General features: G+C 68.1%; 20 protein-coding genes and 3 pseudogenes. 8 read left to right on the forward strand and 15 right to left on the reverse strand.

Annotated elements, in window-relative coordinates; genetic code table 11:
• Positions 1 to 14: 14 nt before the first annotated feature.
• Positions 15 to 635 carry a transposase gene (locus tag FRANEAN1_RS14615; RefSeq protein ID WP_012157514.1) on the reverse strand — a complete coding sequence of 207 codons (621 nt, stop codon included), beginning with the start codon at positions 633 to 635 and terminating at the stop codon, positions 15 to 17.
• Entirely contained in the window at positions 560 to 1,156 is a 597-nt protein-coding gene (locus FRANEAN1_RS14620; RefSeq protein ID WP_347177139.1) for a winged helix-turn-helix domain-containing protein, read from the reverse strand. The genes FRANEAN1_RS14615 and FRANEAN1_RS14620 overlap by 76 nt, the downstream gene beginning before the upstream one ends.
• A 4-nt stretch (positions 1,157 to 1,160) precedes the next feature.
• Between FRANEAN1_RS14620 and FRANEAN1_RS38745 the strand changes: the two are divergent.
• The 3 genes and pseudogenes from FRANEAN1_RS38745 to FRANEAN1_RS14630 all read left to right on the forward strand — a co-directional run.
• Positions 1,161 to 1,382: pseudogene (locus tag FRANEAN1_RS38745) on the forward strand (acetyl-CoA C-acyltransferase); the annotation flags it as partial.
• 549 nt (positions 1,383 to 1,931) lie between these two features.
• Complete coding sequence (locus tag FRANEAN1_RS37110) at positions 1,932 to 2,657, forward strand: lipocalin-like domain-containing protein (RefSeq protein WP_020460574.1); 726 nt, start codon at positions 1,932 to 1,934, stop codon at positions 2,655 to 2,657.
• Entirely contained in the window at positions 2,658 to 3,314 is a 657-nt protein-coding gene (locus tag FRANEAN1_RS14630) for a TetR/AcrR family transcriptional regulator (protein WP_020460575.1), read from the forward strand.
• Positions 3,315 to 3,427: 113 nt separating this feature from the next.
• On the opposite strand, the gene FRANEAN1_RS14635 is transcribed toward FRANEAN1_RS14630, so the two are convergent.
• Together FRANEAN1_RS14635 and FRANEAN1_RS43385 are read right to left on the reverse strand one after the other, a co-directional pair.
• A complete protein-coding gene (locus FRANEAN1_RS14635; RefSeq protein ID WP_020460576.1) occupies positions 3,428 to 8,341 on the reverse strand; it encodes a diguanylate cyclase in 4,914 nt (1,637 codons plus the stop codon).
• Between the two features lie 634 nt (positions 8,342 to 8,975).
• Complete coding sequence (locus FRANEAN1_RS43385; RefSeq protein WP_041254184.1) at positions 8,976 to 9,227, reverse strand: hypothetical protein; 252 nt, start codon at positions 9,225 to 9,227, stop codon at positions 8,976 to 8,978.
• Between the two features lie 128 nt (positions 9,228 to 9,355).
• On the opposite strand from FRANEAN1_RS43385, the gene FRANEAN1_RS38750 reads away from it, so the two are divergent.
• The gene (locus tag FRANEAN1_RS38750; RefSeq protein WP_083788232.1) at positions 9,356 to 9,730 is read left to right on the forward strand and encodes a transposase; all 375 of its coding nucleotides are present in this window, start codon (positions 9,356 to 9,358) and stop codon (positions 9,728 to 9,730) included.
• 325 nt (positions 9,731 to 10,055) lie between these two features.
• Here the strand turns inward: FRANEAN1_RS38750 and ccrA are convergent, their stop codons facing one another.
• From ccrA to FRANEAN1_RS14665, 4 genes and pseudogenes are all read right to left on the reverse strand, one after another.
• On the reverse strand, positions 10,056 to 11,405 hold the full coding sequence (gene ccrA, locus FRANEAN1_RS14650; RefSeq protein WP_041255900.1) for a crotonyl-CoA carboxylase/reductase: 1,350 nt from the start codon (positions 11,403 to 11,405) through the stop codon (positions 10,056 to 10,058).
• 176 nt (positions 11,406 to 11,581) lie between these two features.
• A pseudogene (locus FRANEAN1_RS14655) lies at positions 11,582 to 12,662 on the reverse strand (IS701 family transposase); the annotation flags it as partial.
• A gap of 192 nt (positions 12,663 to 12,854) precedes the next feature.
• Positions 12,855 to 15,032, reverse strand: coding sequence for a 3-hydroxyacyl-CoA dehydrogenase NAD-binding domain-containing protein (locus tag FRANEAN1_RS14660; RefSeq protein ID WP_020460581.1), 2,178 nt, complete (start codon positions 15,030 to 15,032; stop codon positions 12,855 to 12,857).
• 170 nt (positions 15,033 to 15,202) lie between these two features.
• Positions 15,203 to 16,405, reverse strand: a complete 1,203-nt coding sequence (locus FRANEAN1_RS14665; RefSeq protein WP_020460582.1) for a thiolase family protein — start codon at positions 16,403 to 16,405, stop codon at positions 15,203 to 15,205.
• A 387-nt stretch (positions 16,406 to 16,792) separates the two neighbouring features.
• On the opposite strand from FRANEAN1_RS14665, the gene FRANEAN1_RS14670 reads away from it, so the two are divergent.
• Positions 16,793 to 18,622: an acyl-CoA dehydrogenase gene (locus FRANEAN1_RS14670; protein WP_020464645.1), complete on the forward strand. Its 1,830-nt coding sequence runs from the start codon at positions 16,793 to 16,795 to the stop codon at positions 18,620 to 18,622.
• 225 nt (positions 18,623 to 18,847) lie between these two features.
• On the opposite strand, the gene FRANEAN1_RS14675 is transcribed toward FRANEAN1_RS14670, so the two are convergent.
• Both FRANEAN1_RS14675 and FRANEAN1_RS14680 read right to left on the reverse strand, forming a co-directional pair.
• Positions 18,848 to 19,393 carry an acetoacetate decarboxylase family protein gene (locus FRANEAN1_RS14675; protein WP_020460584.1) on the reverse strand — a complete coding sequence of 182 codons (546 nt, stop codon included), beginning with the start codon at positions 19,391 to 19,393 and terminating at the stop codon, positions 18,848 to 18,850.
• Positions 19,390 to 19,998 (reverse strand): SDR family NAD(P)-dependent oxidoreductase, encoded by a 609-nt coding sequence (locus FRANEAN1_RS14680; RefSeq protein WP_157472641.1) that lies wholly within the window; start codon positions 19,996 to 19,998, stop codon positions 19,390 to 19,392. The genes FRANEAN1_RS14675 and FRANEAN1_RS14680 overlap by 4 nt, the downstream gene beginning before the upstream one ends.
• A gap of 39 nt (positions 19,999 to 20,037) precedes the next feature.
• Here FRANEAN1_RS14680 and FRANEAN1_RS43390 point away from each other — a divergent pair, with 39 nt between their 5' ends.
• Together FRANEAN1_RS43390 and FRANEAN1_RS14685 are read left to right on the forward strand one after the other, a co-directional pair.
• The gene (locus tag FRANEAN1_RS43390) at positions 20,038 to 20,658 is read left to right on the forward strand and encodes a DUF4277 domain-containing protein (protein ID WP_347177140.1); all 621 of its coding nucleotides are present in this window, start codon (positions 20,038 to 20,040) and stop codon (positions 20,656 to 20,658) included.
• The gene (locus FRANEAN1_RS14685) at positions 20,543 to 21,658 is read left to right on the forward strand and encodes a hypothetical protein (RefSeq protein ID WP_020460586.1); all 1,116 of its coding nucleotides are present in this window, start codon (positions 20,543 to 20,545) and stop codon (positions 21,656 to 21,658) included. The genes FRANEAN1_RS43390 and FRANEAN1_RS14685 overlap by 116 nt, the downstream gene beginning before the upstream one ends.
• Positions 21,659 to 21,683: 25 nt before the next feature.
• On the opposite strand, the gene FRANEAN1_RS14690 is transcribed toward FRANEAN1_RS14685, so the two are convergent.
• The 5 genes and pseudogenes from FRANEAN1_RS14690 to FRANEAN1_RS38760 form a co-directional block, all read right to left on the reverse strand.
• Positions 21,684 to 22,157, reverse strand: coding sequence for a hypothetical protein (locus FRANEAN1_RS14690; RefSeq protein ID WP_157472642.1), 474 nt, complete (start codon positions 22,155 to 22,157; stop codon positions 21,684 to 21,686).
• Between the two features lie 35 nt (positions 22,158 to 22,192).
• Positions 22,193 to 22,984, reverse strand: coding sequence for a hypothetical protein (locus tag FRANEAN1_RS14695; protein WP_020460588.1), 792 nt, complete (start codon positions 22,982 to 22,984; stop codon positions 22,193 to 22,195).
• 21 nt (positions 22,985 to 23,005) lie between these two features.
• Positions 23,006 to 23,383, reverse strand: a complete 378-nt coding sequence (locus FRANEAN1_RS14700; protein WP_020460589.1) for a DoxX family protein — start codon at positions 23,381 to 23,383, stop codon at positions 23,006 to 23,008.
• Positions 23,384 to 23,584: 201 nt separating this feature from the next.
• Positions 23,585 to 24,100: an FAD-dependent monooxygenase gene (locus FRANEAN1_RS38755; RefSeq protein WP_083788235.1), complete on the reverse strand. Its 516-nt coding sequence runs from the start codon at positions 24,098 to 24,100 to the stop codon at positions 23,585 to 23,587.
• Positions 24,097 to 25,230: pseudogene (locus FRANEAN1_RS38760) on the reverse strand (FAD-dependent monooxygenase). Before FRANEAN1_RS38760 ends, FRANEAN1_RS38755 begins: the two are co-directional and overlap by 4 nt.
• 103 nt (positions 25,231 to 25,333) lie before the next feature.
• Between FRANEAN1_RS38760 and FRANEAN1_RS14710 the strand changes: the two are divergent.
• Positions 25,334 to 25,942, forward strand: a complete 609-nt coding sequence (locus FRANEAN1_RS14710) for a TetR/AcrR family transcriptional regulator (RefSeq protein WP_020460590.1) — start codon at positions 25,334 to 25,336, stop codon at positions 25,940 to 25,942.
• Positions 25,943 to 26,288: the final 346 nt, after the last annotated feature.

Raw genomic sequence — 26,288 nt, forward strand, 5'->3', positions numbered from 1 at the left:
ATTAATGTGCGAGGTTATTTTGATCGGAGATTTTCCCAGGCCAGTCCGGTTTCGGCAAGGAACCCGACGAGAAGCTCGGGCCGGTACTGCATACGTTTCAGTCCATGCTTGAACGCCTGAAATACCTCGTCGATACCACGGGCAGCCAGATGCACCAGGGTTGTGCGTTTCAGATACGACCAGGCACCCTCCGTGGGATTCAGATCGGGCGCATAGGCCGGCAGCCACACAACACTGATCCAGCCGGTGTGCGCGGCCAGAAACGCGGCCATCTGCGCCTGGAGGTGGATGTTCAACCGGTCCCACACCACCACCAGCCGACCCCCGGGAAGCTGCACGTGCGCGGCCAGCAGAAGATCCCGACAATCCGCCCAGCACAGCCCCTTGCGCTCACCCGAACGGCCGTGACTGACCCGGACCCGGTAGACCAGCCGGGCCCGCTGCCCGGGTTTGTAGCAGACCATCCCGACCACACTCACCCGCCCGGCCCCACCCCGCCCCGGCACCCGCACCACCGGGGTCACCCCGCGGCGCGCCCACGTCCGTCCACGTGGCGGCCTCAGGCCCTGCCCTGTCTCGTCGAGGAAACAGACCCAGGCACCCCGGGCCGCCGCGGTGGTTTTACCGCCGGCCATCCCCGGTCCTTCCACTCCTCGACCACAGTGTCATCACGTTCGACCGCGCGCCGCACCGGCAGCTGGCACGACCAGCCGTTGCGGTCCAGCAGCATCCACACCCCCGGCACGGTGTAGGTGATCCCGAACTCCCGCCTGATCACCTGCGCGACCCGGGCCAGGGTCCACCGCTGATCGGTCCAGCCATACACCCCCGGCCCCCGACGCAAGATCGCCTCCAACCGGGCCAGATCCCGATCATCCAACCGGCACGAGGACACCGGACCGGTCGACCGCAACGCCGCCGCACCCCCCGATTCCCATGCCCGATACCAGCAGCCCGCTGTTTTCGGGGTCACCTTGAATTCCCGCGCCACCTCCGTCCGTGTCGCTCCCGCAGCGAACCTGTCCGCCGCGGCCAACCGAACCCGCTCCCGTTCCACCTGCCCGGCGGGCGTCAACCCGCCACCCGTCGCATACCTCATGCCGATAGATGTACCCACACACCACAAGCCATCACCAGCAGCATTAACCCCGTACATTAACCATCAGTACTGCTCCTCAAGTCTGCAGACCACTCGGATGACGCTGCACGCAAACAGGGCCGGTGAGGGGGACGTATTCATCTCCGCAGGTGTGGAGACGGTAAGCCAGTATGCCAGGGGTACCGCCGATTTCCTGCCGGACACAGTTCATCCGATCTTTGCTGAGGCGCAGGAAAGAACCGAAAAGTTCGCGGCCGGCGGCCAGACCTGGGCGGACTCACGCACCGAAGGCTCGCAGTGCGGGCGTGGAACTACTTCCCCTTGTACCCGGTGCGCGCGGGTATCGCGTCACCACTGGAGTGACGGTCGAGCGTGATGGTGGCGAAAAGCCGGTAAGTGTTGCCGAGACTGTCGGCGTGCTCGTGCCCTGATATCCAGCAGGATGGTTACGGGCGACCAGCCTAATTCTGGATGTCGAGGGCGGAGGAGATCATGTATGACTTGGCAAGTCCGGCCCACCCCACCACGCGAGAAGAAACGAAGGGAAACTCCATGGGGATGCGTCGGGTCGTCACGGGAACGGACCTGGACGGGAAGTCCTACCCGCGTGCTGACGGCAAGGAAGAGTCTGCCCAGGCCGGCAGCATGGATCTGGAACTGCTCTGGCACGGCGGGTCCACTCCGATGGGTTTCGACGACTTCATCAAGGCCCCGGTAGGCTTTCCGTCGCACGCCGGGGTGGGGGGTCATCACCTGGACGATCCCGCCGCACAGCCTTGGGGAGGATACGGAGGACATAGCACGGAGCACCGGCGAAAGGCCGGGTTTCCACTTGACCGACTCCGTCGGTGTGAACTATGTGCTCTCTGGCTCGGTGTTCATCGAACTCGACTTCGGTGAAACCGAGCTGCGGGCCGGTGACTTGGTCGTCGTCAACGGGGACCGTCACGCATGGCACAACCGGTCGTCCGAGCTGGTGAAGGTGCTCGCCACCATCGTCGGCGCGCACCGGCGGTCCACAGCTGGTGATCAGGGGGTGAGTGTGCCCGCCCCCACCGCGGGCGGCGCCGAACGGCCGGGCACGCTCGTGGCGGCTGAGGGATCGCTGACGGACCCGACCGAAGCCGGGCTGGCCCGACGGCTCCTGGGCGTCTGGGAACTGCTCGCCTTCCAACGCCTAATGGATGGTCAGGTCATCGGCGACGCGCTTGGCCCGAGTCCGGTCGGGCGGCTGACCTACGAGTCCGGAGGGTATGTCTCGGCACTGCTGATGATGCATGACCGCCCATGGCGGGAGGGTCGGGCATTCCTGAACGCGCCCGAGGCCGAGCGGGGTGCCGCCGCGCTCCGCTTCATCGGCTACAGCGGCCGGTATGGGCTGCGCGGGCGGACCGTGGTCCATCACGTGGACATCTCGCTCTACCCCGACCATGTCGGGACCGACCTTGTGCGCGAGGTCGACTGGTCTGGGGAGGATCTGGTGCTGTTGACAGAGGAGCGCCGCACCCCCTCCGGTCGGCTGATGCGGGAGCGGTTGGTGTGGTGCCGGGCCACCTGAATGGATGAACTCAAGGCCGGGCAGAGTCGTTCTTACGATAGCCCGCTGCGTCGGGAGCAGGCCCGCGCGACCGAGCGGCGCATCCTTGCCGCGGCCAGGAGATTGCTGCTGGGCCGAGGCTATGCCGGGGTGTCGATCGCAGCAATCGCCGCTGAGGCGGGGGTGTCGGTGCAGACGATTTACAGGAGGCTCGGGACGAAGGCGGCACTGACCAAGCACCTCTATGATGTGACGCTCACCGGGGACGACAATCCGGTACTGCTGGCGGAGCGGCCCGAGTTTCTCCCGTCGGCGACGGAAAGGGACCCCCGCCGAGCGTTGGCGAACTATGCTCGCATAGGCTGTGCAACCAACGAAAGGCTCGGTCGCCTGTACGCCGTTATCCTGGCCGGTGCACAGGCTGGCGACAAGGACCTACGTGCGCTCGTTGCGGTCATCGAACAGGAACGGCTGACCGGTAATGAGCAGTTCGCTGCCTTCCTCGCGCAACTCGGCGTGCTCCGACCGGGACTGACAGTGCGTCGAGCCAGTGATCTGCTCTGGGCGCTTACCGCTCCTGAGCTGTTCCATCGGCTTACCGCCGACCGAGGATGGACGCCCGATGAGTTCGAGGACTGGATCGTGCGGGCGATGGCGGATGCCGTGCTCGCGCGGTAGTCCGCATGGGGCTGGGGCTGTTGCGTCATGGGAAAGCGTGGCATGCCGGGCACCGGTTGGACCCGATGATCAGACGGCGAAGGTGAACCGCCCTGGGCCTTGGGAACCCGGCACTATCGCGATGAGGGGCCTGGAAGTGCCGCCTCCACCCGGTTGCGTCCGCCGCGTTTGGCCCGGTACAGCTCGACGTCGGCGAGGTCGACAAGCCCCTCCGCGTGCTCGTCTGGAGTGGGAGTGATCGCCGCGACGCCGATGCTCACGGTGATGATGCCCCCGGCGACCAGCGGGTGCGGCTCGGCCGCCTCCGCGACGGCGGTGCGGAGGCGGTGGGCGATTCGGGTAGCCGCGCCGGTGTCGGTGGTGGGCATCACGATGGCGAACTCCTCACCGCCGTAGCGGGCGGCCAGGTCGGTGTCGCGGGTGTTCTCGGCCAGGCAGGCGGCGACCCGTTGCAGGCACCGGTCGCCGGTGGCGTGCCCGAAGTGGTCGTTGTAGAGCTTGAAGTGGTCGATGTCGACCATCGCCAGCGCGATGGGCGTTGCCTGCTGCCGGGCCCGGTGCCATTCGGCGTCGAGGACCTCGTCGAGACGGCGCCGGTTAGCCAGCCCGGTCAGCGGATCGGTGATCGAGAGCTGTTCCAGCTGCTGGTTGGCGGCGGTAAGCTGCCGGGTCCGCTCGGTAACCTTGCGTTCCAGTGACGTGTACATTGCGACGTTTTCGAGCGAGACTGCCAGCTGCCGGGCGATGGTCATGATCCCTTCGAGGTGTTCGACGGAGAACGCGTCGCAGATCATCTGGTTCTCCAGCAGCAGCATCGCCCGCAGCTCGGCCCGGATCATGATGGGAATGGCCAGCAGAGAGCAGCGGTCCAGGTCGACGACGTAGGGGTCGCGACGGAAGCGGTCGTCGCGGGTGGCGTCGGCGACGACGACGGGTTCGTGGGTACGGGTCGCATAGTGGACGACCGAGGCCGGTAGCAGCCGCCGGCGGCTGGCCTCCCGGAGCGGGACGGTGCCGTCGCCGGCCGGCACCAGCCACATGTGTTCTTCTCCGTCGCGCAGCAGCAGGTGGACGCCGGTGGCGCCGGTCATCGCCGACAGGATGCCCACGACCCTGGCCCGCAGGCCCTCGATGCTGGTCTCGGAGCTGAGCGCATGGGAGGCTTCGACGATGCCGAGCAGATCGATGGTGCCGGTCGTGACGGTGGATCGGCGGGCAGCGGGCTCCGCCGGTGGTTGCGCGACCGGCTTCCCGCCGGCGGACTTGGTCCGTAGTGTCGGGAAGGCCCAGTCGAGCTGGCTGACCTTTGAGGTGGAGCCCCAGTCCAGGTAGTGCTGGCGGGCGGCGGCCAGCAGCGGACGACCTGCTGCCTCCATGCCGTGGGCCAGGTAGAACCGCGCGGTACGCTCCAGGATCAGCGCCCGGTGCCACGGGCGCGCCCACACCGAGGCCTCGCGCTGCGCCAGGTCGAACGTGTACGCCGCCCGGTGAAAGTCACCGGCCGCCCAGGCCCGCTCCGCCTCCACCAGGCGCAGCAGGTGCCGGAAGTTGACCGGCGCGTCGGCCGCACGCGCGGCCAGCCACTCGACCAGCTCGTCCAGCTCGTCCAGCAGGGCGCCGCGCCGGCCCGCTTCCGTCGCGCGGGCCTGCCCTGCCAGTGCCATGGCCCGCAGCAGACGGACCACCGCCGTCGCATAGTGCGCCTGGATGGACGGCAGCAACGGCATCGCGGCTGCCGTGCACCGGGCCAGCTCAGCCGGATGATCGAGGATGGCCGCGGCGAGTGCCCGGCTGAGGTGCAGGTAGGCGGCGGCATGCGGGTCGGCGGCCAGCCTGCTCAGCTGGGCCGTCTCGTCGACCGTTGAGTCGACGGCCTCGCCTCGCAGCACCCTCGCCAGCTGGCGGCAGGTCCGTGACAACTCCTCGGCGTGGCCGTTGCCGGTGCGTACGGCGAGCGCCAGCGCCTCGTCGGCCTCGGTGACAACGATCTCGAGCGAAGGTGCGCAGTCCAGTTGGTAGTACGCCAATGTGGCGTGGGCCCAGCATGCGTTCTGCAGGTCACCACCTTTTGTCAGGCCCTCCAGAGCGCGACGCCCGAGGGACAGGTTGTCCTCAAGGGGATCGAACCAGTGGCCGGTACTGAGCACATACAGGAACTGCGCTTGCCAGATCTCAGGCTCGTAGCTACGGGCCCGACCGACGGTGAGGATCCGCCGCATCATGCGGTGCCCGGTGCGGTAGTCGTTCCTGCGGGCGATGGTCACAAACGCGATGTGGCCGGCCGGGCCGAGCAGGGCGGGATCCGGGCCGTACCGTGCCCACATCTCCAGCGCCTGCACGGCCAGCCAGGCCATCACCGCCTGGTCGCAGAAGAACGCCGGGGGCAGGAGCCGATTGACAAGCCTGATGGCACTGAGTCGCGAATGGTCGGTGATTTTCGGTCGGCGCAGATCGTCGGATTCGCTGGTCCGGTCGATCCACCGGTAGACCGCGTCCAGTCCGCGGTCGATTTCCGCATCCAGGTTGTTCCGGTCCGGGACAGCGAGGCCGAGCTGCCGTAGCTGATCGAGGCCGAGCCGTACCGCCTCGTCGGCGCGGCTCCGGTTGGTGAGGCTGCTGACCTGCACCACGGTGGCAGGCGTGCGCTGAGCCGGCTGGGCGCACAGCGCGTCGACGGTCTGGTATTCCTCGTCCGCCTCCTCCAGCCAGCCGAGCATGTACAAGGCGGCGTGCCGGTCGGTGTGGACCGCGATCAGCTGGTCGGTGTCGGCCGGGTCGATCAGCGTCACCGCCGCGGTCAGGAACCTCTCCACCAGCGGATAGTTGCCCAGCACTCGCGCTTCGTCGGCGGCCCGCCGGAACAGGCCGGCCATCAGCCGCCGCTCCTCGACGGCCTGCACGGCGTCGGCCACCAGCAGGTACTGCTCCGCCGCCACGGTGAAGAACTCAGATCGGTCGGCCAGACGCCGGGCCAGACCCAACCGCCTGTCGCGCTGCCCCTGCGGGGTGAGACTGCCCAGGACGGCCTCCTGCGCCCGATCGTGGTGAAACCGCACGCTGGGCCGGCCGTCGGACTCCAGCACCACAAACCCGTCGGCGAACGCGGGGGCAAGCCGCCGCTCGACCTCGTCCGCCGCCAGCCCGGTCGCAGCCGCTAGGAGGTCCTGCTCGACCCGGCCGGCCAGGCATGCCATCATCGTCAGCATCTCCCTGGTATCTGGTGGTAGCACAGCCATGCGGGCGGCCAGTAGCGCGGTCACGTCCACCCGGTCCAGCCGGCGGCGCAGCGCGGCCCGGTCCCATCGCCAGCCGTCGTCGCTGAGGGCCAGTACGCCGTCGTGACGCAGCGCATTGAGTAGCTCCACCGTGTCATACGGATTGCCTCCAGCCGACGACGCGACCAACCGTGCCAGCTCGGCGGCGTGCTGGGGGGCCAAGCGCAGCAGGTCGGCCACCATGGCCGCCTGCCCTGCCGGCGGCAGGTTCCCCAACCGCAGATGACGCGGCCCGGCCGGCTGGCGACGCCAGCGGGCGAGCATCGGCGCCAGCGGATGCGCGGCGTCCACCTCGCTCTCCCGGTAGGCGCCGACCAGCAACAACCCCTCGACCTGCTCCTCACCCCCGAAGACCAGATCGACGAGGCCCAGCGCTGTCCATCTGGCCCACTGCAAGTCGTCGACGAACAACACCACCGGCCGTTTCCGGGAGGCGACGGAACGCAGTACCTCGACCTCGGCACGCTGTATTCGTGCCTGTGCGGTCATCGGATCCCCCGGCTCCGGAGGAACCTTCAGCAGCACCGCCAGCTCCGGCACGACCGCCACGGCAAGTCCGACGTTGGGCCCCAACGCCCGCAGCATCCGCTCCCGCACCTCGACCAGGTAGTCCTCCGGCTCGGCCAGCAGCAGCCGGCCCAGCACCCGGAACGCCTGCCAGACTCCGTCGTACTCCTGGTCCCGGCGATACTGGTCGAACTTGCCCGCCACGAACCAGCCGTCGCCGCGGGCCACGATCGGCCGCAACTCCTCGACCAGCGACGTCTTGCCCACCCCTGCTGCGCCGCCGACCAGGACCCCACGGCAGCGGCCCGCCATCGCCTCGGCGAACGCCGCACCCAGCTCGCCGATCTCCTCCTCCCGCCCGGCCAACCGGGACGGCGTCAGCGGCCGCGCCGGAAAATCATGCCCGCCGGGATGCACAACCACGCCGCCCCGGTGGACCAGGGCGAGATCATGCACCAGTCCGTCGGCGCTCTGGTAACGCTCGTCCGGCTCCTTCTCCAAAAGATGCATGATGATCGCCGACAGCCCGGCCGGCACCGACGGGTTCACCACCGACGGCGCTGCCGGCGCCCGGGTGAGGTGATCATGAATGATCCGCAGTGGATCACCCGTGCCGACCGGCGGCGAACCCGTGGCCAGCTCGTACAGGGTTGCCCCGACCGCGTACAGGTCGGCCCGCTGATCGACCCGGCGACCGGTCCGGCCGGTCTGCTCCGGGGCCAGGTACGGCACCGTCCCGACAATCTCATTGTCGTGGATGAACCCCGGATGAACCTCCGCGAAGGTCGTAGCCAACGCGAAATCGATCAGGTACAGGAGGCCTCGGTCCCCACTCACCACGATGTTCGCCGGGCTGATATCCCGATGCACCACACCCCGGCGATGCATCCCCGCCACGGCGCGCGCGAGCGATCCGGCCAGATCGACCAGCTCGGCCGGATCCAGGGGAGTGCTCCGCTCGGACAGAGCCCTGCCACCGACATCGGCCAGCAGGAGCGACCCCGGGCATGGCGGCGCTCCGGCCGCCAGATGCACGACCCCCTCGACTCCGGACAGCCGCTCGAGGATCTCGACCTCATGACGCAACCGTCGCTGCGCGCCAAGCCCCAGCGGTTCCTTCCGGATCACAATCCCAGCCGGGTACACCAGCCGAGTTACCCGAGTCCGCTCCGTCTCGTGGAGCAACTCCATCCGCACCGCAGCCACCGGCGGATCTCGGCTTGGTGTCGTTCGCTGGGATCCCATCTGCCAACCCTCCACACCGCGTCAAGTGCACCTGCCCCCAGTCTGCCCCGATCACAGAGACAGCAACGGGCGACCGGGCACGGCTCGGATCGAGACGGGCTGGCCGGTGCCATCGGTGCTGCCGGCCCCCGCTTGCCGGGCCGGGGTGATGGCTCACAGGTAGCCTCGGCCACAATCGATCATTGCGGGCAGGTCGTGGGTGTTCCGGTCGATCCACTGCCGCTGGAAGGATCCGCCATGTTCGGGCTGGTGGCCTCGGACCCGACGGTGTCGCGGACGGTCGACCGGCTCGCGGCCGACGTGGACAAGGTGCTAGCCGCGATCGACCGGGTGCGCGCGATCGCACGCGCCCGCGTGGGGTCCTGCGCCGGTTCTCACGCGCCTGACCATCAGGTGTCGGCGGACGATCTGCTGGTTGTGGACCTGGACGCCACTCTGGTCACCGCCCATTCGGAGAAGGAACAAGCCCGGCCGACGTTTAACCGGGTGGTATCGGCTTCTGCCCGAACCTGGCGACATGCGACAACACCGACGACCTGCTGGTCATCGACCCGCGACCGGGTAACGCCACCTCGAACGACGCCGCTGACACCATCGCCACCCTCGCCCGGGCGGTCGAACGGATCCCGGGCGCCTACCGCCACCGGATGCTCATCCGCCTCGACGGGGCGGGGTTCTCCCACCAGCTGCTCGAGTACATCGCCTCCGGCGGCGGGAAGCGGGGCCGCCGCTGGGAGTTCTCCGTCGGCTGGTCCTGCACCGACATGGAGACGGACGCGATCGCCACGCTCCCGAAGAAGGCCTGGACCCAGGGCATCGACCAGGACGGCACACCGGTCGGGGACACGTTCGTCGCCGAGCTGACCGGCCTGCTCGACCTGTCCACCTGGACGGAGAAGATCCCCGGCCTGCGGATCCTGGTGCGCGACGAGCCGTTGCACCCGAAGTACCTGAAACGGGCCTGCGCGCGGGAGAAGACGCTCGGCCGGCGCTACCAGCTGATCGCCGTCAACGCTGAACCGCCCCGGCCAGCTCGCCTGGCTCGACACCCGCCACCGTTCCCACGTCCACGTCCAGAACGACGTCAAACAGGGCAAGGCACTCGGACTGGACCGCTGGCCGTCGCGGCACTGGAACATCAACAAGGCATGGACCCAGATCGTGCCGCTGGCCGGCAACCTCCTCGCCGCCTACCACTGGCTGGGCCTCGCCCCCGGCGGGCTACGCAACGCCTCACTGAAGCTGCTGCGGTTCCGGGTCTTCGACCTGCCCGCCCGGCTCACCCGCGGCCAACGGAAACGCTGGCTACACCTGCGCGCGGACTGGCCCTGGATCGACACCGTCCTCGACGGCTGGACCCGGATCCGGGTCCTACCCGCCGTGACCTGACCACCCTCCCCAAGCCCCTACCAGCGGGGAAGAACCCCCGGACCGTGGACCCGGCGCCGCGACACGACCGTCGCACCCCACCCCTGCCCACAGACAGGAAATCTAGATCAAAAATGCTCTCTGTTGATCATGCGGGGAACCTCGCCGACCCCATGAACGATCTAGGCTGGGCCTTGCCGAGCATCTTCGGGTTCGAGGCGGGAACAGCCAGACACGACCGGCGAGCACCAAGAGGCATGATGGGTTCGCATTCCTTTTCAATTCCGTTCGTTCACTACAGAAGAAAACGGCCTGGGGTCAACAGGAGTAATCTTCGGAGTACTGATCACATGCCGCGGAAGCGGTTGATTGCGGTGAGGTGGCGGGCCCGGGTTGTTTCGTCGCGGACGCCGAGTCCTTCGGATGGGGCGAGGCAGAGGACGCCGACCTTGCCCTGGTGGTTGTTGTGGTGGACGTCGTGGGCGGCCTGTCCGGTGTCGGCGAGTGGGTAGACCCGGGACAGTGTGGGGTGGATCAGGCCGCGGGCGATGAGCCGGTTGGCTTCCCATGCCTCGCGGTAGTTCGCGAAGTGCGAGCCGATGATGCGTTTGAGGTTCATCCACAGGTAGCGGTTGTCGTAGCTGTGTAGGAAGCCGCTGGTCGAGGCGCAGGTGACGATGGTGCCGCCGCGCCGCGCCGCGTAGACGGATGCGCCGAAGGTCTCCCTGCCGGGGTGCTCGAAGACGATGTCGGGGTCGTCGCCGCCGGTGAGCGAGCGGATCCGTTTGCCGAGGCGCTGCCATTCCCTCGGGTTCTGGGTGTGTTCGTCGGTCCAGAACCGGTAGTCCTCGCTCGCGCGGTCGATGACGAGTTCGGCGCCCAGTGAACGGCAGATCTCGGCTTTGGCCGGTGAGGAGACCATGCAGACCGGGATGGCGCCGCCGCGTAGCGCCAGCTGGGTGGCGTACGAGCCGAGGCCTCCTGAGGCGCCCCAGATCAGGACGACGTCGCCCTGTTTCATGTTCGCGCCGTTGGTGGAGACGAGTTGGCGGTAGGCGGTGGAGTTGACCAGGCCGGGGGCGGCGGCCTCCTCCCAGGTGAGGTGGTCGGGTTTGGGCATGAGCTGGTTGGCCTTGACCAGCGCAAGTTCGGCGAGACCACCGAAATTCGTCTCGAACCCCCAGATCCGCTGTTCGGGATCGAGCATCGTGTCGTTATGACCTTCGGGACGTTCGAGCTCGACCGACAGGCAGTGCGCGACGACCTCGTCGCCCGGTGCCCAGGCGTGCACCCCGGGCCCGGTGCGTAGCACGACGCCGGCCAGGTCCGAGCCGACCACGTGGTAGGGCTGGTCGTGGCGGCGGGCCAGTGGCGAGGTGCGGCCGTAGCGCCCGAGGAACCCGAACGTCGGCATCGGTTCGAAGATCGATGTCCAGACCGTGTTGTAGTTCACCGAGGAGGCCATGACCGCCACCAGGGCCTCACCCGGCCCGATTTCCGGGGTCGCCACCTCGTCGAGGTGCAGGGACTCGCGGGGGTCCTTGTCCCGCGACGCCCGGCCCGCGAACATGCCGACTTCGTCCCGGCGGACCACCACTCCCCGATAGGCGGCGGGCACGGACAGGGCCTCGAACTCGGCTCTGCGGGCTTCGGTGCGGGGGGCCTGGACGAGGACTGCATCGATGATGTCCTTCATGCTCATCTTGTCTCCTGCAACATGCGATTTCCGAGCGTAGAAGAGAATAAAAGGAGCTGCATATTTGGGAGGAGCTGCCGGGCTACGTCTCACGGTAAGTGGTCAGGTCGCCACGCGATACATGCGGCGCGATACCCTCTTCGTGATCGATGCGATGTGGGAATCAGTCGTTGTCGACTCGGCGGGTGGGAATGGTCCTTGAGGTTTCTGGTGGCGGTGACCGCCAGCCAGGCGTGCGTGAGCATCGCGAGGGTGATGTGCCGGCACCAGGCGTGTAGGGCTGGACCTGGTAGGGTCGAGGCCGACCTCGTTCTTGCCGGACCGGAAGCATTCCCCGATACCCCAGCGACGGCCGGCGACCGTGACCAGCCTGGCGAGTGGAACCGGCGTCTGGCTGTGCGTGAGGAAGAACGCGAGTTCGGGTTTCTCTCCGCGGGAACGGCGGATCGGAACCTGGCGGGCGGCCGGCCGGACCGGCAGTGTCGGCGGTGTCGAGGAGTGCCCAGTCATAGAGCGGGGGGCCTTTCGAGCCGTCCGCGCAGGAATATGTCTCCCAGGCGCCATCGGGGATCATCTTGGCGGGCGCGTCAACACAGAGACGGCCGACAGCCGTGCACACCTCGGTGTTACGTGCGACGGCGAGAGCGTAGCCGACTCCGTGTTCTTCCAGCCAGCTACGCAGCTCCGGGTCGGCGCCGTACACCTCATCGCCGGCAACCCAGCTCAGTTTGGGGCGGGCCTGGTGGAATCGGCGGATCATGGTCAGGGTGAGTGCCGGCTTCATCGCGAAACCGACGTCGGTGGGCACACCTGCCGCCGTGCACCGTTCCCGGTTATCCGTCCATTTCGCGGGAAGGTAGAGCTCGCGGTCAACGAAAGATCCGCCATTTCCCGAGACGTAGGCGGCGAACATCGTCAGATGGCAGTTTTCCACCCGCCCCGCCGTCCCGCTGTACTGACGCTGCACCCCCGCCGACGAGTTTCCTTTCTTTAGGAATCCGGTCTCGTTCAGGATCGGCACCCCGTCCTCCTCGAAAAGATGGTCGACCACATAGGATCGGATCAGGTCACGGACCCCGTCGTGGTCCCACGCGTACTCGTTCGGCAGCCGCTGCATCTTTTGCGGCCCGGCGTCGTGGTTGCGCTCCGCCAGCGTCCACCCGTTCTTGCGTTCCGTCCGCGACAGAAGCCCCGCGCCTGCACCTGCGGCTGCTCACCGCCCAGACAGGGGGCGGCCTGGCTGAACAACTCAGCCAGGCCCGCCTCCCATACCGTGACGTCCGCCTCGGATACGCTGCCTACCGGGGCCGCTGCGGCTTCATTATTTCTTTCCGCAAAGTACGGAGAACCACGCGGCGGCCGCCCCATGCCTCACACCGCGCGGATGCTTCGAGTAGAGATCAAACGGCGATCACTGTTGCTATAGTTCTAGAAGATGCCGCCAGTCAATCAGGAGATGGTGGCGGCTCCGGGCGGGCTGAACCGGCGGCCGGTGACGCGCTCGCTGACACCGGTGCGGTCGAGGTAGGGGGTGATACCACCGAGGTGGAACGGCCAGCCGGCACCGAGGATCATGCATAGGTCGACATCGGCCGCCTCGGTGACCACGCCCTCGTCCAGCAGTACCCGGATCTCCTGCGTCAGCGCGGCCAGCGCGGCCTCGCGGACCTGTTCGGCGGTCAACGCGATGCCGGCCGTCCCTGCGCGGTCCCCGCCCGCCGGGCCGGTGCCGTCCCCGCGAACGAGGGCGGCGGCCTCCCTGTCGACGATCTGTTCCCCGTTCGGCCCGGTGGTGTAGAAGCTGCTCTTGCCCCCGGCCACCAGCCGGGACAGGCCTGCCGGGGAGCGGAAGCGCTCGGGCATGGCGCCGTGCAGGGTCTCTGCCACGTGTAGGGCCACCGGGGGGCCGACCAGGGAGAGTAGCACCAGCGGCGACATCGGCAGACCGAGCGGGTCGAGGGCCGCGTCGGCCTGCTCGACCGGGGTGCCCGACTCGGTGCCCGCGAGCACCTCGCCCATGAACCGGGTGAGCAGGCGGTTGACCACGAACGCGGGTGCGTCAGCGACCAGCACCGCGTTCTTCTTCAGCTTCTTGGCGATGTCGAGGGCGGTCGCGACGGTCGCGTCGTCGCTGTGCCGCGAGCGGACCACCTCGACGAGCGGGAGGACCGCCACCGGGTTGAAGAAGTGCAGGCCGGCAACCCGCTCCGGGTGGGTCAGGTCGGCGGCCATCTCGGTCACCGACAGCGCCGAGGTGTTGGTGAGCAGCAGTGTCTCCGGCTTCACCACCGCTTCAAGCTCGGCGAAGACGGCCTTCTTGACCTTCATGTCCTCGAAGACCGCTTCGATGACCAGGTCGGCGTCGGCGAACGCGTCTCTAGTGAGGGAGCCGGTCACGTTCGCCTTCAGCCGATTCGCCCGGTCGGGGGAGAGGCGCCCGCGCCGCAGCAGGGTGTCGATCTCCTGGTGGACGCGCCCGACGCCCGCGTCGAGACGGTCCTGGTCGAGATCGGTGATTACCACTGGGACCTCGAGGCGCTGGGCGAACAGCAGGCCGAGCTGGCTGGCCATCAGCCCCGCGCCGACTACGCCGACCTTGGTGACCGGCCGGGCCAGCGAGCGGTCGGGCCCGCCGACTGGCCGCTTCGCGCGCTTGTTGACGAGGTTGAAGGCGTACAGGCCGGCGGCGAGCTCCTCGCTGGCGCCCAGGTCGGCCAGAGCGGCGGTCTCGGCGGCGTACCCGGTGTCGCGGTCCGCGGTCTCGGCTAGGGCGATCAGGTCCAGCGCGCGGTAGGCCGCTGGCGCGGCGCCGTGCAGGCGGGCGTCGGCCAGGACGCGCCCGCGCTCAACCGCGGCCGCCCACGCCGCCCCACGTTTGACCGGGCGCCGACCTGCGGCAGGGTCGACCTCGCCGCGCAGCACCTGGCCGACCCAGCACAGCGACTCCTCCAGGAAGTCCGCGGGTTCGAGCAGAACGTCGCCGAGCCCGAGGGAGAACGCCTGCTCGCCGCGCAGCGTGCGGTTCTGGATGAGTGCGTTTTCGACAACGAGGGTGACCGCGTTCTCGGCGCCTATGAGGTTTGGCAGCAGCTGGGTGCCGCCCCAGGCGGGTACCAGGCCGAGGAACACCTCGGGCAGCGCGATCGCCGTGGCGCCGGCCGAGATCGCCCGGTAGTCGCAGTGCAGCGCCAGTTCGAGGCCGCCGCCGAGCGCGGCGCCGTTGACCAGCGCGAAGGTCGGCACCCTGCGGCCGGCGAGCCGCCCCTCACCGACCCGGCGCAGCACGTCATGTCCCAGCTCGCCCAGGGCGGTGAGCTTCGGTGAGATCTCGGCCGGGTCCGTCAGCGACGAACGGTAGGACAGGTCGGCACCCACACAGAAGATGAACGGCTTCCCGGTCACCGCGATCGCGGCGACCGGCGGGTCGTGCGCCTCGATCTCGGCCACCGCGGCCAGCAGGGCGCGCAGCCCGGCCGGCCCGAAGGTGCTCGGGCGGGTGTGGTCGTGCCCGTTGTCGAGGGTGATCAGCGCGGCCGGGCCGCGGACCCCGGGCAGCGACACGTATCGGACGTGGGCCCAGGTGACCACCTCGTCCGGGTAGTCCAAGGTCACCGCTGCGCTACTCATGCTCCGTCTCCCGTTCGACCGACAGTGAAGGCGAGGATGGGAAAGAAGGCCGGAGCCGCTCTGGTGGGCTCCGCCGGGTTCGTCGCCGGGTCCAGTGGGTCACCGGGCCCGGCCGCGCGGCGGGTCGCCACGCATGGTCCATGCCGTGCTGTTTCAGATCGTGTGCGGAGTCAGGCCATGTGGTGCGGGTTCTCCCAGATGGTGGTGGCGCCCATGCCGAAGCCAACGCACATCGCGGTCAGGCCGTAGCGGACATCGGGGTGTTCCTCGAACTGCCGGGCCAGTTGTGTCATCAGCCGGACCCCGCTGGAGGCGAGCGGGTGTCCCAGGGCGATCGCGCCACCGTACTGGTTCACCCGCGGGTCGTCGTCGGCGATGCCGAAGTGGTCCAGGAAGGCCAGCACCTGCACCGCGAAGGCCTCGTTCAGCTCGAACAGTCCGATGTCGTCGATGCTCAGGCCGGTACGGGCCAGCGCCTTCTCCGTGGACGGGATTGGCCCGACGCCCATCACTTCTGGCGCCACCCCGGCGAACCCGAACCCGACGAGGGTCATCCTCCGCTCCAGGCCGAGTTCGGCGGCTACCTCGGCGGCGGCCAGCACGCAGCCGGTCGCACCGTCGTTGATGCCCGCAGCGTTGCCGGCGGTGACCCGCCCGTGCGGGCGGAACGGGGTGCGCAGTCCGGCGAGGCCCTCGAGTGTCGTGTCGGGCCGCGGCGGTTCGTCGGCGGTGACCAGTTCCCACCCACTGTCGGTGTGCCGGGCCGCGACGGGCACGAGGTCGGGCTGGATCTTCCCGTCGGCGTAGGCCTTGGCGACCTTCTGCTGGGACGCCAGGGCGTAGGCGTCCGCCCGGGCCCGGGTGATGCCGGGGTAGCGGTCGTGCACGTTCTCGGCGGTCATGCCCATGACCAGCGCGGACGGGTCGACGAGCCGCTCGGAGACGAACCGGGGGTTCGGGTCGGCGCCCTCGCCCATCGGATGGCGGCCCATGTGCTCGACGCCCCCGGCGATCGCCACGTCGTAGGCGCCGACGGCGATCGCCGACGCGGTCGTGGTCACCGCGGTCACGGCACCTGCGCACATCCGGTCGATGGCGTAGCCGGGCACCGACTCGGGCAGCCCGGCCAGGATCCCGGCGACCCGGCCAATGGTCAGGCCCTGGTCGCCGATCTGGGTGGTCGCGGCGACCGCGACCTCGTCGATCCGCTCCGGCGGCAGCCCGGGGTTGCGCCGGATCAGCTCGCGGATTACCCGGATCACCAGGTCGTCCGCCCGGGTCTCGGCATAGACGCCCTTTGCCTTGCCGAACGGGGTGCGCACTCCGTCGACGAACACGACGTCGCGGATCGAACCCTTCGCTACGACGAACACACCGGCCTCCTCGACGGCTGCCCTCAGGCAGCGTGAACCTGGCTCGCACCCACAGTGCACGATTTTGCACTGGGCGTGGTGGTACTGAGACTCCAGCAGCCTACGGCAGAAAGTTACCAGTGGGTAGATAGGCTGATGTGTATCAAATAATTACCTTTAGTGATGCTTGTGGTGCGGGCATCCACTCCACCTCGGGAGGGCGACGCGGCACCGAGAGCTCGAAGGCTCGATCTCGACAGTTGCTACTCGTGGGTAGCAAACCATGTTACTTGTGGGTAGTATACGCATAACCTACCAGCGAGTAACTTAAGTCGGGGCCACCTGCGCCGCCGACCACTGTGCGGTGGGCCGTCAGGGATGCCAAGGCTGCCAGGGGAGGAGTCGTTCATGGGGCACTACCGGAGCAATCTCCGCGACATCGAGTTCAACCTGTTCGAGGTGTTCGGCGTGGACCGGACGCTCGGGACCGGGCCCTTCGCGGAGATGGACCGCGACACAGCGCATGAGGTGCTCGCCGAGCTGGAGCGGGTCGCCGTCGGGCCGATCGCCGAGTCCTTCGAGGACGCCGACCGGCACCCGCCGACACTCGACCCCGCCACCGGCACCGTCACACTGCCCGAGTCGTTCCGCAAGTCCTTCGCGGCGGCGCAGGAGGGCGAGTGGTGGCGGCTCTACCTCCCGCCGCACCTGGGCGGCATGGGTGCCCCGCCGACCATCGCCTGGGCGGCGTCCGAGCTGCTCCTCGGGGCGAACCCGGCGGTGTTCATGTACATGGCCGGGCCGACGTTCGCCGCGATCCTCGAGGGCATCGGCACGCCATGGCAGAAGAAGATCGCGAACTGGGCCATCGAGCGGCACTGGGGCGCGACCATGGTGCTGACCGAGCCGGACGCCGGCTCCGACGTCGGCGCAGGCCGGGCGCGGGCCGTCGAGCAGCCGGACGGCACCTGGCACATCGAAGGTGTGAAGCGCTTCATCACCAGCGGTGACTGGGACATCCCGGAGAACATCTTCCACCTGGTGCTCGCCCGCCCCGAGGGGCACGGCCCCGGCACCAAGGGCCTGTCGATGTTCGTCGTGCCCAAGTACCTGCCCGACCCGGAGACCGGCGCCCCGGGCGCCCGCAACGGTGCCTACGTCACGAACCTTGAGAAGAAAATGGGCCTGAAGGTCTCGACCACCTGCGAGCTGCGCTTCGGCGAGCGTGAGCCGGCCGTCGGATGGCTCGTCGGCGACGTCCACGACGGCATCGCGCAGATGTTCCGGGTCATCGAGTACGCCCGGATGATGGTCGGCACGAAGGCGATCGCCACGTTGTCCACCGGGTACCTCAACGCGCTGGCCTTCGCCCGCGAGCGGATCCAGGGCGCCGACCTGACCCGGGCGTCGGACAAGACCGCGCCGCGGGTGGCCATCATCAACCATCCCGACGTGCGCCGGATGCTCATGCAGCAGAAGGCCTACGCGGAGGGGATGCGTGCCCTCGTGCTGTACACCGCTACCTTCCAGGACGCCGTCACGCTGGCGGCGGCCCGCGGCGAGGTGGACGACAACGCGGTGCGGATGAACGACCTGCTGCTCCCGATCGTGAAGGGAGTCGGCTCGGAGCGCTCCTACGAACTGCTGGCGAGCTCGCTGCAGGTCCTCGGCGGCTCCGGATACCTGCAGGACTACCCGATCGAGCAGTACATCCGCGACGCGAAGATCGACACCCTGTACGAGGGCACGACGTCCATCCAGGGCCAGGACCTCTTCTTCCGGAAGATCGTCCGGGACAAGGGTCGGGCGCTGACCACTCTGTTCACGCAGGTCCAGGAGTTTGTGAAGGGCGAGGCGGGCAACGGCGCGCTCCGCGCGGAGCGGGAGTCGCTGGGCGCGGCGCTCGACGAGTGCCAGGCCATGGTCGGTTCGATGGTCGGGTTCCTCACCGCCACCGCCCAGGACAAGTCCCAGGTCTACCGGGTCGGGCTGAACACCACGCGGCTGCTGATGAGCATCGGCGACCTCGTCGTCGGCTGGCTGCTGCTGCGCGGTGCCGACGCGGCGCTACGCGGGCTGGACGGCTCCCCGTCCGAGCGCGACCGGGCGTTCTACGAGGGCAAGATCGCGGCCGCGCGCTGGTTCGCGGCCAACATCCTGCCGGAGCTGCGCACACGCCGGACGGTGCTGGAGGGCACCGGTCTCGGGCTGATGGAGATGTCCGAAGCGGCGTTCTGACTCTCACGGATGCTCCAGACGCCCTCATATTCGTCAAACCGTCGGAGCTGGCAGCTCATAGCTGGGTGGCGTGGGAAAGCGCAGTAGATCTCGCCTGCGACATGACCCCCAAGAAGGCAGCGGACGCTCGGTAGCCAGGTTTCACTTCCAGATTCGTCGTCGCTGGTAAGCCTTGATGAGGCGCGGCCGGGATGCGGTGCACCGTGACGTTCGCCCGACCCTGCTTCACGTGGTGCCGTCCCACGCCGCGCGGTAGCGGACCGACTTCCCGTCGTTGCCGGTGTGGCGGCTCATGGTGTCGGCATACATCTTGTTGAACCCGAGTTCTTCGCGCCCGGAGATGATGGCGTCCGGGCAGTCCTCCCAGGTGACCAGCTCAAGCCGGCCGCGGTGCTCGGCTCCGGCAGTCGTGTAGACCACCGGAGTGCTGACCACCAAGAACTCATAGCCGCGCCCGGCGAGCCACGGAAGGTTGGACAGCGTCGCGGCCTCGACGATCAGGAGCGGGTCGGTGAGCTCGAACCCAGCTGGCAGGAGAGCTGCCAACCTGTCGGCGTCCGCCCTCGCGGCGACCCAGGTGACGAGGGTGTTCCCATCGCCGGCCCGGTACATGCCCGGCCCTTCCGGACGTTGGCGGGGACCGCCCTGTCGGCCGAAGAGTGCAGGCATCCGGGGTATGCCGTCGTAGGTGCTGCCGGGGTTCATCCGCCGGATCGTCGCCGCAGGGGTCGGCGCGCGCCGGGACAGCAGACGGCGAGGTTCGATCTTCATGAGGGGCCCTGACTGTGGTTGGGGACGATGCGGTTGGACAGCCGGCGTCGGATACCACGAGGTAGGGAGTCCATGACCGCCGCGTAGGCGGTGTAGATCGGTCCCGGGGCGCTCATTGCCTTCTGAGAAGCCGCGGCCGCGAGTGCGCTTCGGGCGACTCGTTCCGGAGCGTGGATGAGGATCCTGGGAACGCCGTCGAGCGCGTCGGTCACCCCGGCTCGCTCCGTGAACTCGGTGCGGACATATCCCGGCATCACGGTGGTCACCGTGACGGGAGTGTCGCGCAGTTCCTCGTGCAGCCCCTCGAAAAAGCTGTTGACTAACGCCTTGGTCGCGGCGTAGGTGGCGTGGTATGGGGCCGGCAGGATGGCGTCGAGTGAGGAGATCGTCAGTAGTGTCCCCTTCGACTCCGCCAGCATCCGGCCCAGGGCAGCGTGGGCAAGTGACATGGGAGATAGGATGTTGACGTCGATCTGCCGTATCTCCGTGGCCAGGTCTGCGGTGGCGAACGAGGTGAAGGTAGGCGGACCAATACCCCCTGCACTCCGCACGTTCATGCGGTGTGCTGATGGTGTGACTTCTTGATCGGGCAGGGTGATGATCACCCTGGTGTGTGGTGCATCCGATCTGGCACGGTGCGGAGCGTGCTGGCGACCGCCGAACTGGGCTACGGCCCCCCGAGCCTGGAGAAGTTCCTCGGCTCGCTGCCGGTCATCCGTGACCTGCTGGCCCGCCTCGACCTGATCGCCATCATCGACCGGCTCTGCCCGATCCAGGAGAACAAGACCCGCCACACCCACGGCGAGGTCATCGCCATGCTGGTCGCCAACCGGCTGACCTCCCCGACCCCGCTGGTCCGGGTCGAGGACTGGGGCGAGAGGTGGGCCGTCCTGGAGATCTTCGGGATCGAGCCGGACGCGCTCAACGACGACCGGTGCGGCCGGGCGTTGGAGGCGCTGGCCGAGCAGGCCGACGCCGTCGTCGGCGCGATCGCCGCGCGGGCGATCGCGGTGTTCGGCCTCGACGCCTCCGAGATCCACTGGGACCTGACCAGCATGTTCGTGTTCGGGGCCTACGACCGGGCCGACCCCGCCTACGCGACCGGCGAAGCCCGGCCACCCGAAGGACCACCGCTTCGACCTCAAGCAGGTGCAGGCAGGCTTCGCGACCTGCGCCGACGGCGCGGTCTCGCTGCTGACCCGCGTCTACGACGGCGGCGCCGCCGAGGTCTCGCAGGTGGAGGGCGCGTTGCGGGCCCTGCGTGAGCTCGCCGGGCCGCGCCGGTTCCTGCTCGTCGGCGACAGCAAGCTCGTCTCCTACACGAACCTGACCGCGATCGACGCGGCCGGCGCCACCTTCGTCGCCCCGGCCCCGCGGACCATCGTCGGGCCGGCCGCGCTCGCGGCGCACGACCCGGCCACCGCGACGATCGTCGACTGGGCGCCCCAGCGCGAGAAGGACAAGCTGTTCCACCAGCGCGACGTCCACCGGGTCGTCGAGGGATCCACGACCCTGCGCGGCCCGAAGGCCACCGACCCGCCGTTCACGACGCGCACCGTGTACTCCCACTCGGCCCGCCGTGCCGCGGCGTCCGCGGCCAGCCGGCAGAAACAGATCGACAAGGCACGCGCCGCGCTCGTCGTGCTGCACCGCAACCTCGGCACCCACTACTACCGCGACGAGGCCGCCGTCCACGCCCGCGTCGAGAAGATCACCAGGGAGTGTCGGGTCGGGGCGTGGCTGCGCACCCACGTCGACACCAACCCCGACACCGGCAAACCGCTGCTGACCTGGTACTTCGACGAGGCGGCCCTGGACCTGGCGGCGAACGCCGACGGCTGGTTCGCGCTCCTGACAAACCAGAGCATCGAGGAGAAGGACGCCGCCGGGGTCTTCGTCGACTACAAGGGCCAGGAAGCCTCCGAACGGCGCAACAGCGCGTTCAAGGGCCCCCTCGCGGTCAACCCGTTCTACCTGGAGAACAACCAGCGGATCCACGGGCTCCTGCACGTCGTCGGCCTGGCGCTGCTGCTGTTCTCGCTGATCGAGCGCGAGGCCCGCCGCGCCGCCGGCCCGACCGGGACGGTCGCCGGCCTCTACGCCCGCCGCCCGGCCAAGCCCACCAGCCGCCTCATCCTCGAAGCCCTCGCCGGCCTGCGCCTCGTGCCCGCTCACGACGGCCAGCCCGCCTACATCCCCCGGCCCACCCCGCTCCAACAGCGCGTGCTCGACCTCCTCGGAGTCGACCCGACCAAACCCCCGTGATCAAGAAAATGGGCTGGTCAGAGACCTAAACCGAACGTGCGGAGTGCAGGATACCCGCATTGTTGACGAGAAGGTCGATGAACGGGCCACCAGTCAGGCGCTTCTCGACCCGGCGGCGCGAGTGCGGATCGGACAGGTCCGCGGCCAGCACCTCCACGCCGTGGTCGGCGGTCAGCTGGTGGGCAACAGCCTGCAGGCGGGCCTCGTCGCGTGTCACCAGGTTGAGTTGGGCGAACAGCAGGCCGCCGCTTTCGTGGGTCATGGTCACCCAGTCGCGAAGACCCGGCAGCTTTGCGTCAACGTCGATGCCGGCTTGCTTCGGCGTCGATTTCGCCTGCAACGAGACATAGAGGTTGTCGGTGACGATGAGAGGGGTCTGCGCGCGCACGATCGGCTCGTAGAACGCGAGGAGTTCGTCGGTGATATATCCGGCGGCGCTTGCGCGTATTTCACTCGTCGCGGACTTGATCACCCTGCCCGGAACCGTCAGGGAACCTATGGCGAGCTGCTACTGCAGCGTCTGCTGTGGCGCAGTCATCGAGACGTGTCGCGGCGGCGACCTGCGCCAGGCCGCACAGTCTTGTCGATGACAGTTGCGGATCTTTCGATCGTGTAGGCGTGTGCAGCAGTGAGCAGCTCGGACTGACGTTCGGTGAGTGTGGCGACAGCATCTGCTTTCAGCATTCGACTGATCGCGCTCCTGTCTTCGGCACCGATCACGAGTCCGCCGTGGATGCGGCGCTCGACGGGGTAGTTGTGGGCGACCGCGGGAGAGCTCGGGGTGAGCTTCGAGGACGGAATGAACGTGTAGGTGCGCAGGTCGAGCGCTCCGGCTTCGTGAAGTGCAGGTCCAAGTTGGTCGTGCACGAATCGTCGGAAGTCGCGGCTGCTGGTGCCGCTGCGGCGGCGCAGTAGCACCGCGGTGCGGTGTGGTATTGGCGTGCCTTCCTCGTCGGGCCACCAGCGGCCTCGCTTCGGACCGGTCAGCTTGCCGACGACGTGGCGGAAGAGATTCTGCTCGTCGAGCATGATTTCGCGGGTGTGCAGTGCGCTGAGGATGCCACCGATAATGCTGGGTAGGCGGATCTCGGCGTAGCCGTCGAGTCGGAACTCCTCTGGGACCCTGGTGCCCACTCCGGGCGTAGCGGGCCAGTAGCCGTGGTCTGTGGCGGAGAACTGCTGCTGGATGTATTCGTCGATGTGCGGGAGTTTCCGCATGATGTCGGCATGCTGGCCCGCCCAGTGGGCGGTGGTGACCTCGCGTGGCATGTCGTCGCGCAGGCGGACCGAGTACAACCCGGCAGTGATGCGGATCGGTGTGCTCACGGTATGCTCCTCGGCGATTGATCAACTGAAGGGATAGGGGCCGAAACGGGCCCATGCAAGACCTGCTGCCACGAGTCCGAGTAGGACGTTCTGACCGGTCGACGCCCACTCGCCGCGGCGACCGTGGATCACGGCCGCACCGACCATGATGACGGCCAGGCCAACCGCGGCAAGCGGGGCGAGCCAAGCGAGCACTCCGACCGCCGGGGGAAGGGCGAGCCCGACAGCGGCAGCGACCTCCAAGGCGCCGACCAGCCGAATCAACGGGGTAGGAACGCCATCGACCCAACCGCCGATCTTCGCTCGAAGCACGTCGATCGGACGGGTCAGCTTCATCAGGCCCGCGCCGGCGAACACGGTGGCAAGGACGATCTGCACTACCCACAGGAAGATGTTCAAGATGAAGGTGTCCTTCGTGCTCGTCGATGGTCGCCACGAATGCGGTCGATGACGTCGAGAGGGTCAGCCGGGACCGCGTTGTCTCGCCAGGCGACATGCTGGTCGGGGCGGGTCAGAACCGGATCGCGCTCGTAGAGTCGATGCGCGTGCTCGTCACGTACATTCATAACCTCAAACGGCACGCCCCGCTTCGCAGCCGCGTTAACAATTTCCTCGATGTCGTGGGCGACAGACCGCAACAAGGCGAAACTCCGCGCGAAGAGGTCGAAGAGTTCCCGGCCGTCCGCCAGCGTCGCTCGGCGGACGCGCACCAGGCCAGGTGCTCGGCACGTACTCGTCCATCCGTAGCGGCGGCGCAACCCCCGTTCTTTCGCCGCAAATCACCGGGGAGCCGTCGTACCGGTAGCCCAGCTCGATGCCCAGCGCCTCGTTCTCAAGGTTCCCCAGGTTGCTGACCTCACGTCCGATCTCGCGTCGAACCCGGTCACCGTCCCAGCCCTCGCTGTGCGTTGAGGGCCGGAAGGTCGCCATGATCGCGTCCCGGACTACGCTGTGCCGGCCCGCCGCAGCCTGGTTGCGCAACGCCACTGCACGGCGTTCTTGCTCGTAGGCACGAAGCAGCGCCGGTCCGCCCCAGCCTTGGAGAAGCGCGGCGAGCATCCAGCCGAGTCCGAGTCCGAGTCCGATGGCGTCGCAGACGCCGACGCCGGTATTCATGCCGCAACCACCGGTCGGGTTACCTGGTGGACCGCATCACGGCCAGCCACACTCGTCTGTGACCGAACGAGTCGGCAACCACCAGACGCGGCGTCCACGCGTTCGAGACGAGCACCTGCATGTCGAACCTGAACCCGAAGCGCTTGTAGACGAACTCGCTTGGGTCGACTTTGTCGGCGTCCTCGCCCATCCCCAACGGGGCCGTGTAACGTCCAGATATCACCGTCATCCTGGGAATTGACCGACCAGCCCTCCGGTGACTGCAGGTGCCACATCTGGCCGAACCGCTGGACCACACGCCGGAGGGCGGTGGCGAAGTGCACCAGATGGAACCGGCCGTCCGGGGGACGTTGACCGAATGCGCGGAACGAGCGCACGAGATTGCTCGCGACGCGGCGGACACCGAGCTCCTTGATCACGAGTCGGCGCAGATCGATCTCGTCGATGCCGATCCCAAGTTCGCGTCGGGTCCGGCTCCCAGCTCCGTCGCAGCCGACAAGGTACTTGGCGCGGATCGTACGCCGTTCCCCGGTCTCCGACGAGACCAGCTCAGCCGTCACCCCCACGGCGTCCTGGGCGAACGTCTCCAGCGTCCATCCGTACTGGACGCCGACGTGTTCGGCACGCGCGATCAGTAGATCGCGCAGTGTGGGTTCGAGGACGACCTGCGACACCCGCATCGGTGGTTCAAGCGGCGTCCTGCCGTCGTTGGGCTTCCTGGCCTGGGTTCGTGAGTCGTAGACGCTGGGGTAGACGAACGATGCCAGTTCCCGGCCGGCCGCGTTCGTCACTCACGTCACCTTGATCGGATGATCGGCCGGAACTGCGACCTGGCGGAGGTCGTCGGCCAGCCCGAGACGGCGGTACAGCTCCATGCTGCGACCGTTGGTGATGTCCATCTTCGGATGCTTGGTCGTTGAGGTGTTCCGCTCGATCAGCAGCGAGTCCACCCCGTGGCGGTCGAGCTCGAGTGCGGGTGTCAGCCCGATGGGACCGGCGCCGGCGATCAGCACCGATGTCGTCTCGGCCTCCGTCGTCGAGGGCGCTGACTGCGCCGCGTTCGGTTGCTTGCTCACGCCCGCCTCCTGTGTAGTGTGGTGCCCAACACACTGAACATTAGTGTTCAACATGTGTCAATCGATGTCGCCATAGGGCGTCGTTGACTCACTTGGGACAGGTCCGTAACGTGCACAAGATCGTTGATCAGTCGAACGAATCGAGGGGAGGTAGCTCGTGGGTAGCGCTGAGCAACGGATCAACGTCGCAGCGATGAGGCTCTTCGGTGAGCGCGGGACCTTCGACCTCACGATGAGCGAACTGGCCGCCGAGGCCGGCGTAGCACGAGGGACCCTGTACCGCACCGTCGACTCGATGGAGCAGCTCTTCGAACGCGTCCGCGACACACTCGCCATCGAGGTACACGCCACCATCGCCCGAACGATGGACGCTCACGGCGCGCTCGACCCGCCGCTGCGACTCGCAACCGGACTGCGCATGCTGGTTCGGCTCGCTCACGACCATCCCCCAATGGGCAGGTTCGCGGTCCGCTTCGGGCTCACCGAGGAATCCCTCCGCGAGATGCTCAGCGGTCCGCCGATGCACGACATCCGCGCCGGCCTCGTAGCCGGGCGCTACGACCTGCCCACAGGCAGCGAACTCAACATCGCGGCGATGTTGATGGGAACCACCGTAAGCGCCATGTGGACCGTCCTCGAAGGCCGCCAGACCTGGCGTGAGGCCGGCTCAAAGGCGGCCGAACTGGTGCTCCGCGCCATGGGTGTCCCACCTGAGGAAGCCCGACAGATCTCTGTCGAACCCCTCCCGCCCATGCCACGTCCCTGAGCTGTTGCACTCACGACTAGCCTCGGGCTTTCGTGTGTCCAGCAGGCCGGAGGTGACGCCGTGTAGCGGCTGATCCCCCGTTCGTAAGCTCGTCGTCGCTTGCCGGTGCGAGTCCGGTCCGGGTAGCTGCCAGGAGGCCCGGTAGCAGACTGGCGGCTTGGTCGGGTAACTGGCCGGGTCGAAGCCCAGTGTCAAAAGCCCAATAGGGGGAGCGACTGGACGGTCCGTAGCATGAAGCGAAGCCTGCCGCCTCGTTAGAGGCCCGCTTCGGCGGGAAGAGGGAGTGTCGAGCCGCGGAAATCACGGCGAAGGCCACGGAAGCGGTGTAGATCCTGGATTACAGCCG

Origin of the sequence: Parafrankia sp. EAN1pec (genome assembly GCF_000018005.1) — a bacterium.
GTDB classification, from domain to species: domain Bacteria; phylum Actinomycetota; class Actinomycetes; order Frankiales; family Frankiaceae; genus Parafrankia; species Parafrankia soli.

Coding starts and splice junctions, on each gene's coding strand:
- FRANEAN1_RS14615 (WP_012157514.1), bottom strand. CDS start 635: ATGGCCGGCGGTAAAACCACCGCGGCGGCCCGGGGTGCCTGGGTCTGT.
- ccrA (WP_041255900.1), bottom strand. CDS start 11,405: ATGAAGGACATCATCGATGCAGTCCTCGTCCAGGCCCCCCGCACCGAA.
- FRANEAN1_RS14675 (WP_020460584.1), bottom strand. CDS start 19,393: ATGAAGATCGAACCTCGCCGTCTGCTGTCCCGGCGCGCGCCGACCCCT.
- FRANEAN1_RS14670 (WP_020464645.1), top strand. CDS start 16,793: ATGGGGCACTACCGGAGCAATCTCCGCGACATCGAGTTCAACCTGTTC.
- FRANEAN1_RS14660 (WP_020460581.1), bottom strand. CDS start 15,032: ATGAGTAGCGCAGCGGTGACCTTGGACTACCCGGACGAGGTGGTCACC.
- FRANEAN1_RS14620 (WP_347177139.1), bottom strand. CDS start 1,156: ATGTACGGGGTTAATGCTGCTGGTGATGGCTTGTGGTGTGTGGGTACA.
- FRANEAN1_RS38755 (WP_083788235.1), bottom strand. CDS start 24,100: ATGAATACCGGCGTCGGCGTCTGCGACGCCATCGGACTCGGACTCGGA.
- FRANEAN1_RS14635 (WP_020460576.1), bottom strand. CDS start 8,341: ATGGGATCCCAGCGAACGACACCAAGCCGAGATCCGCCGGTGGCTGCG.
- FRANEAN1_RS14630 (WP_020460575.1), top strand. CDS start 2,658: ATGGATGAACTCAAGGCCGGGCAGAGTCGTTCTTACGATAGCCCGCTG.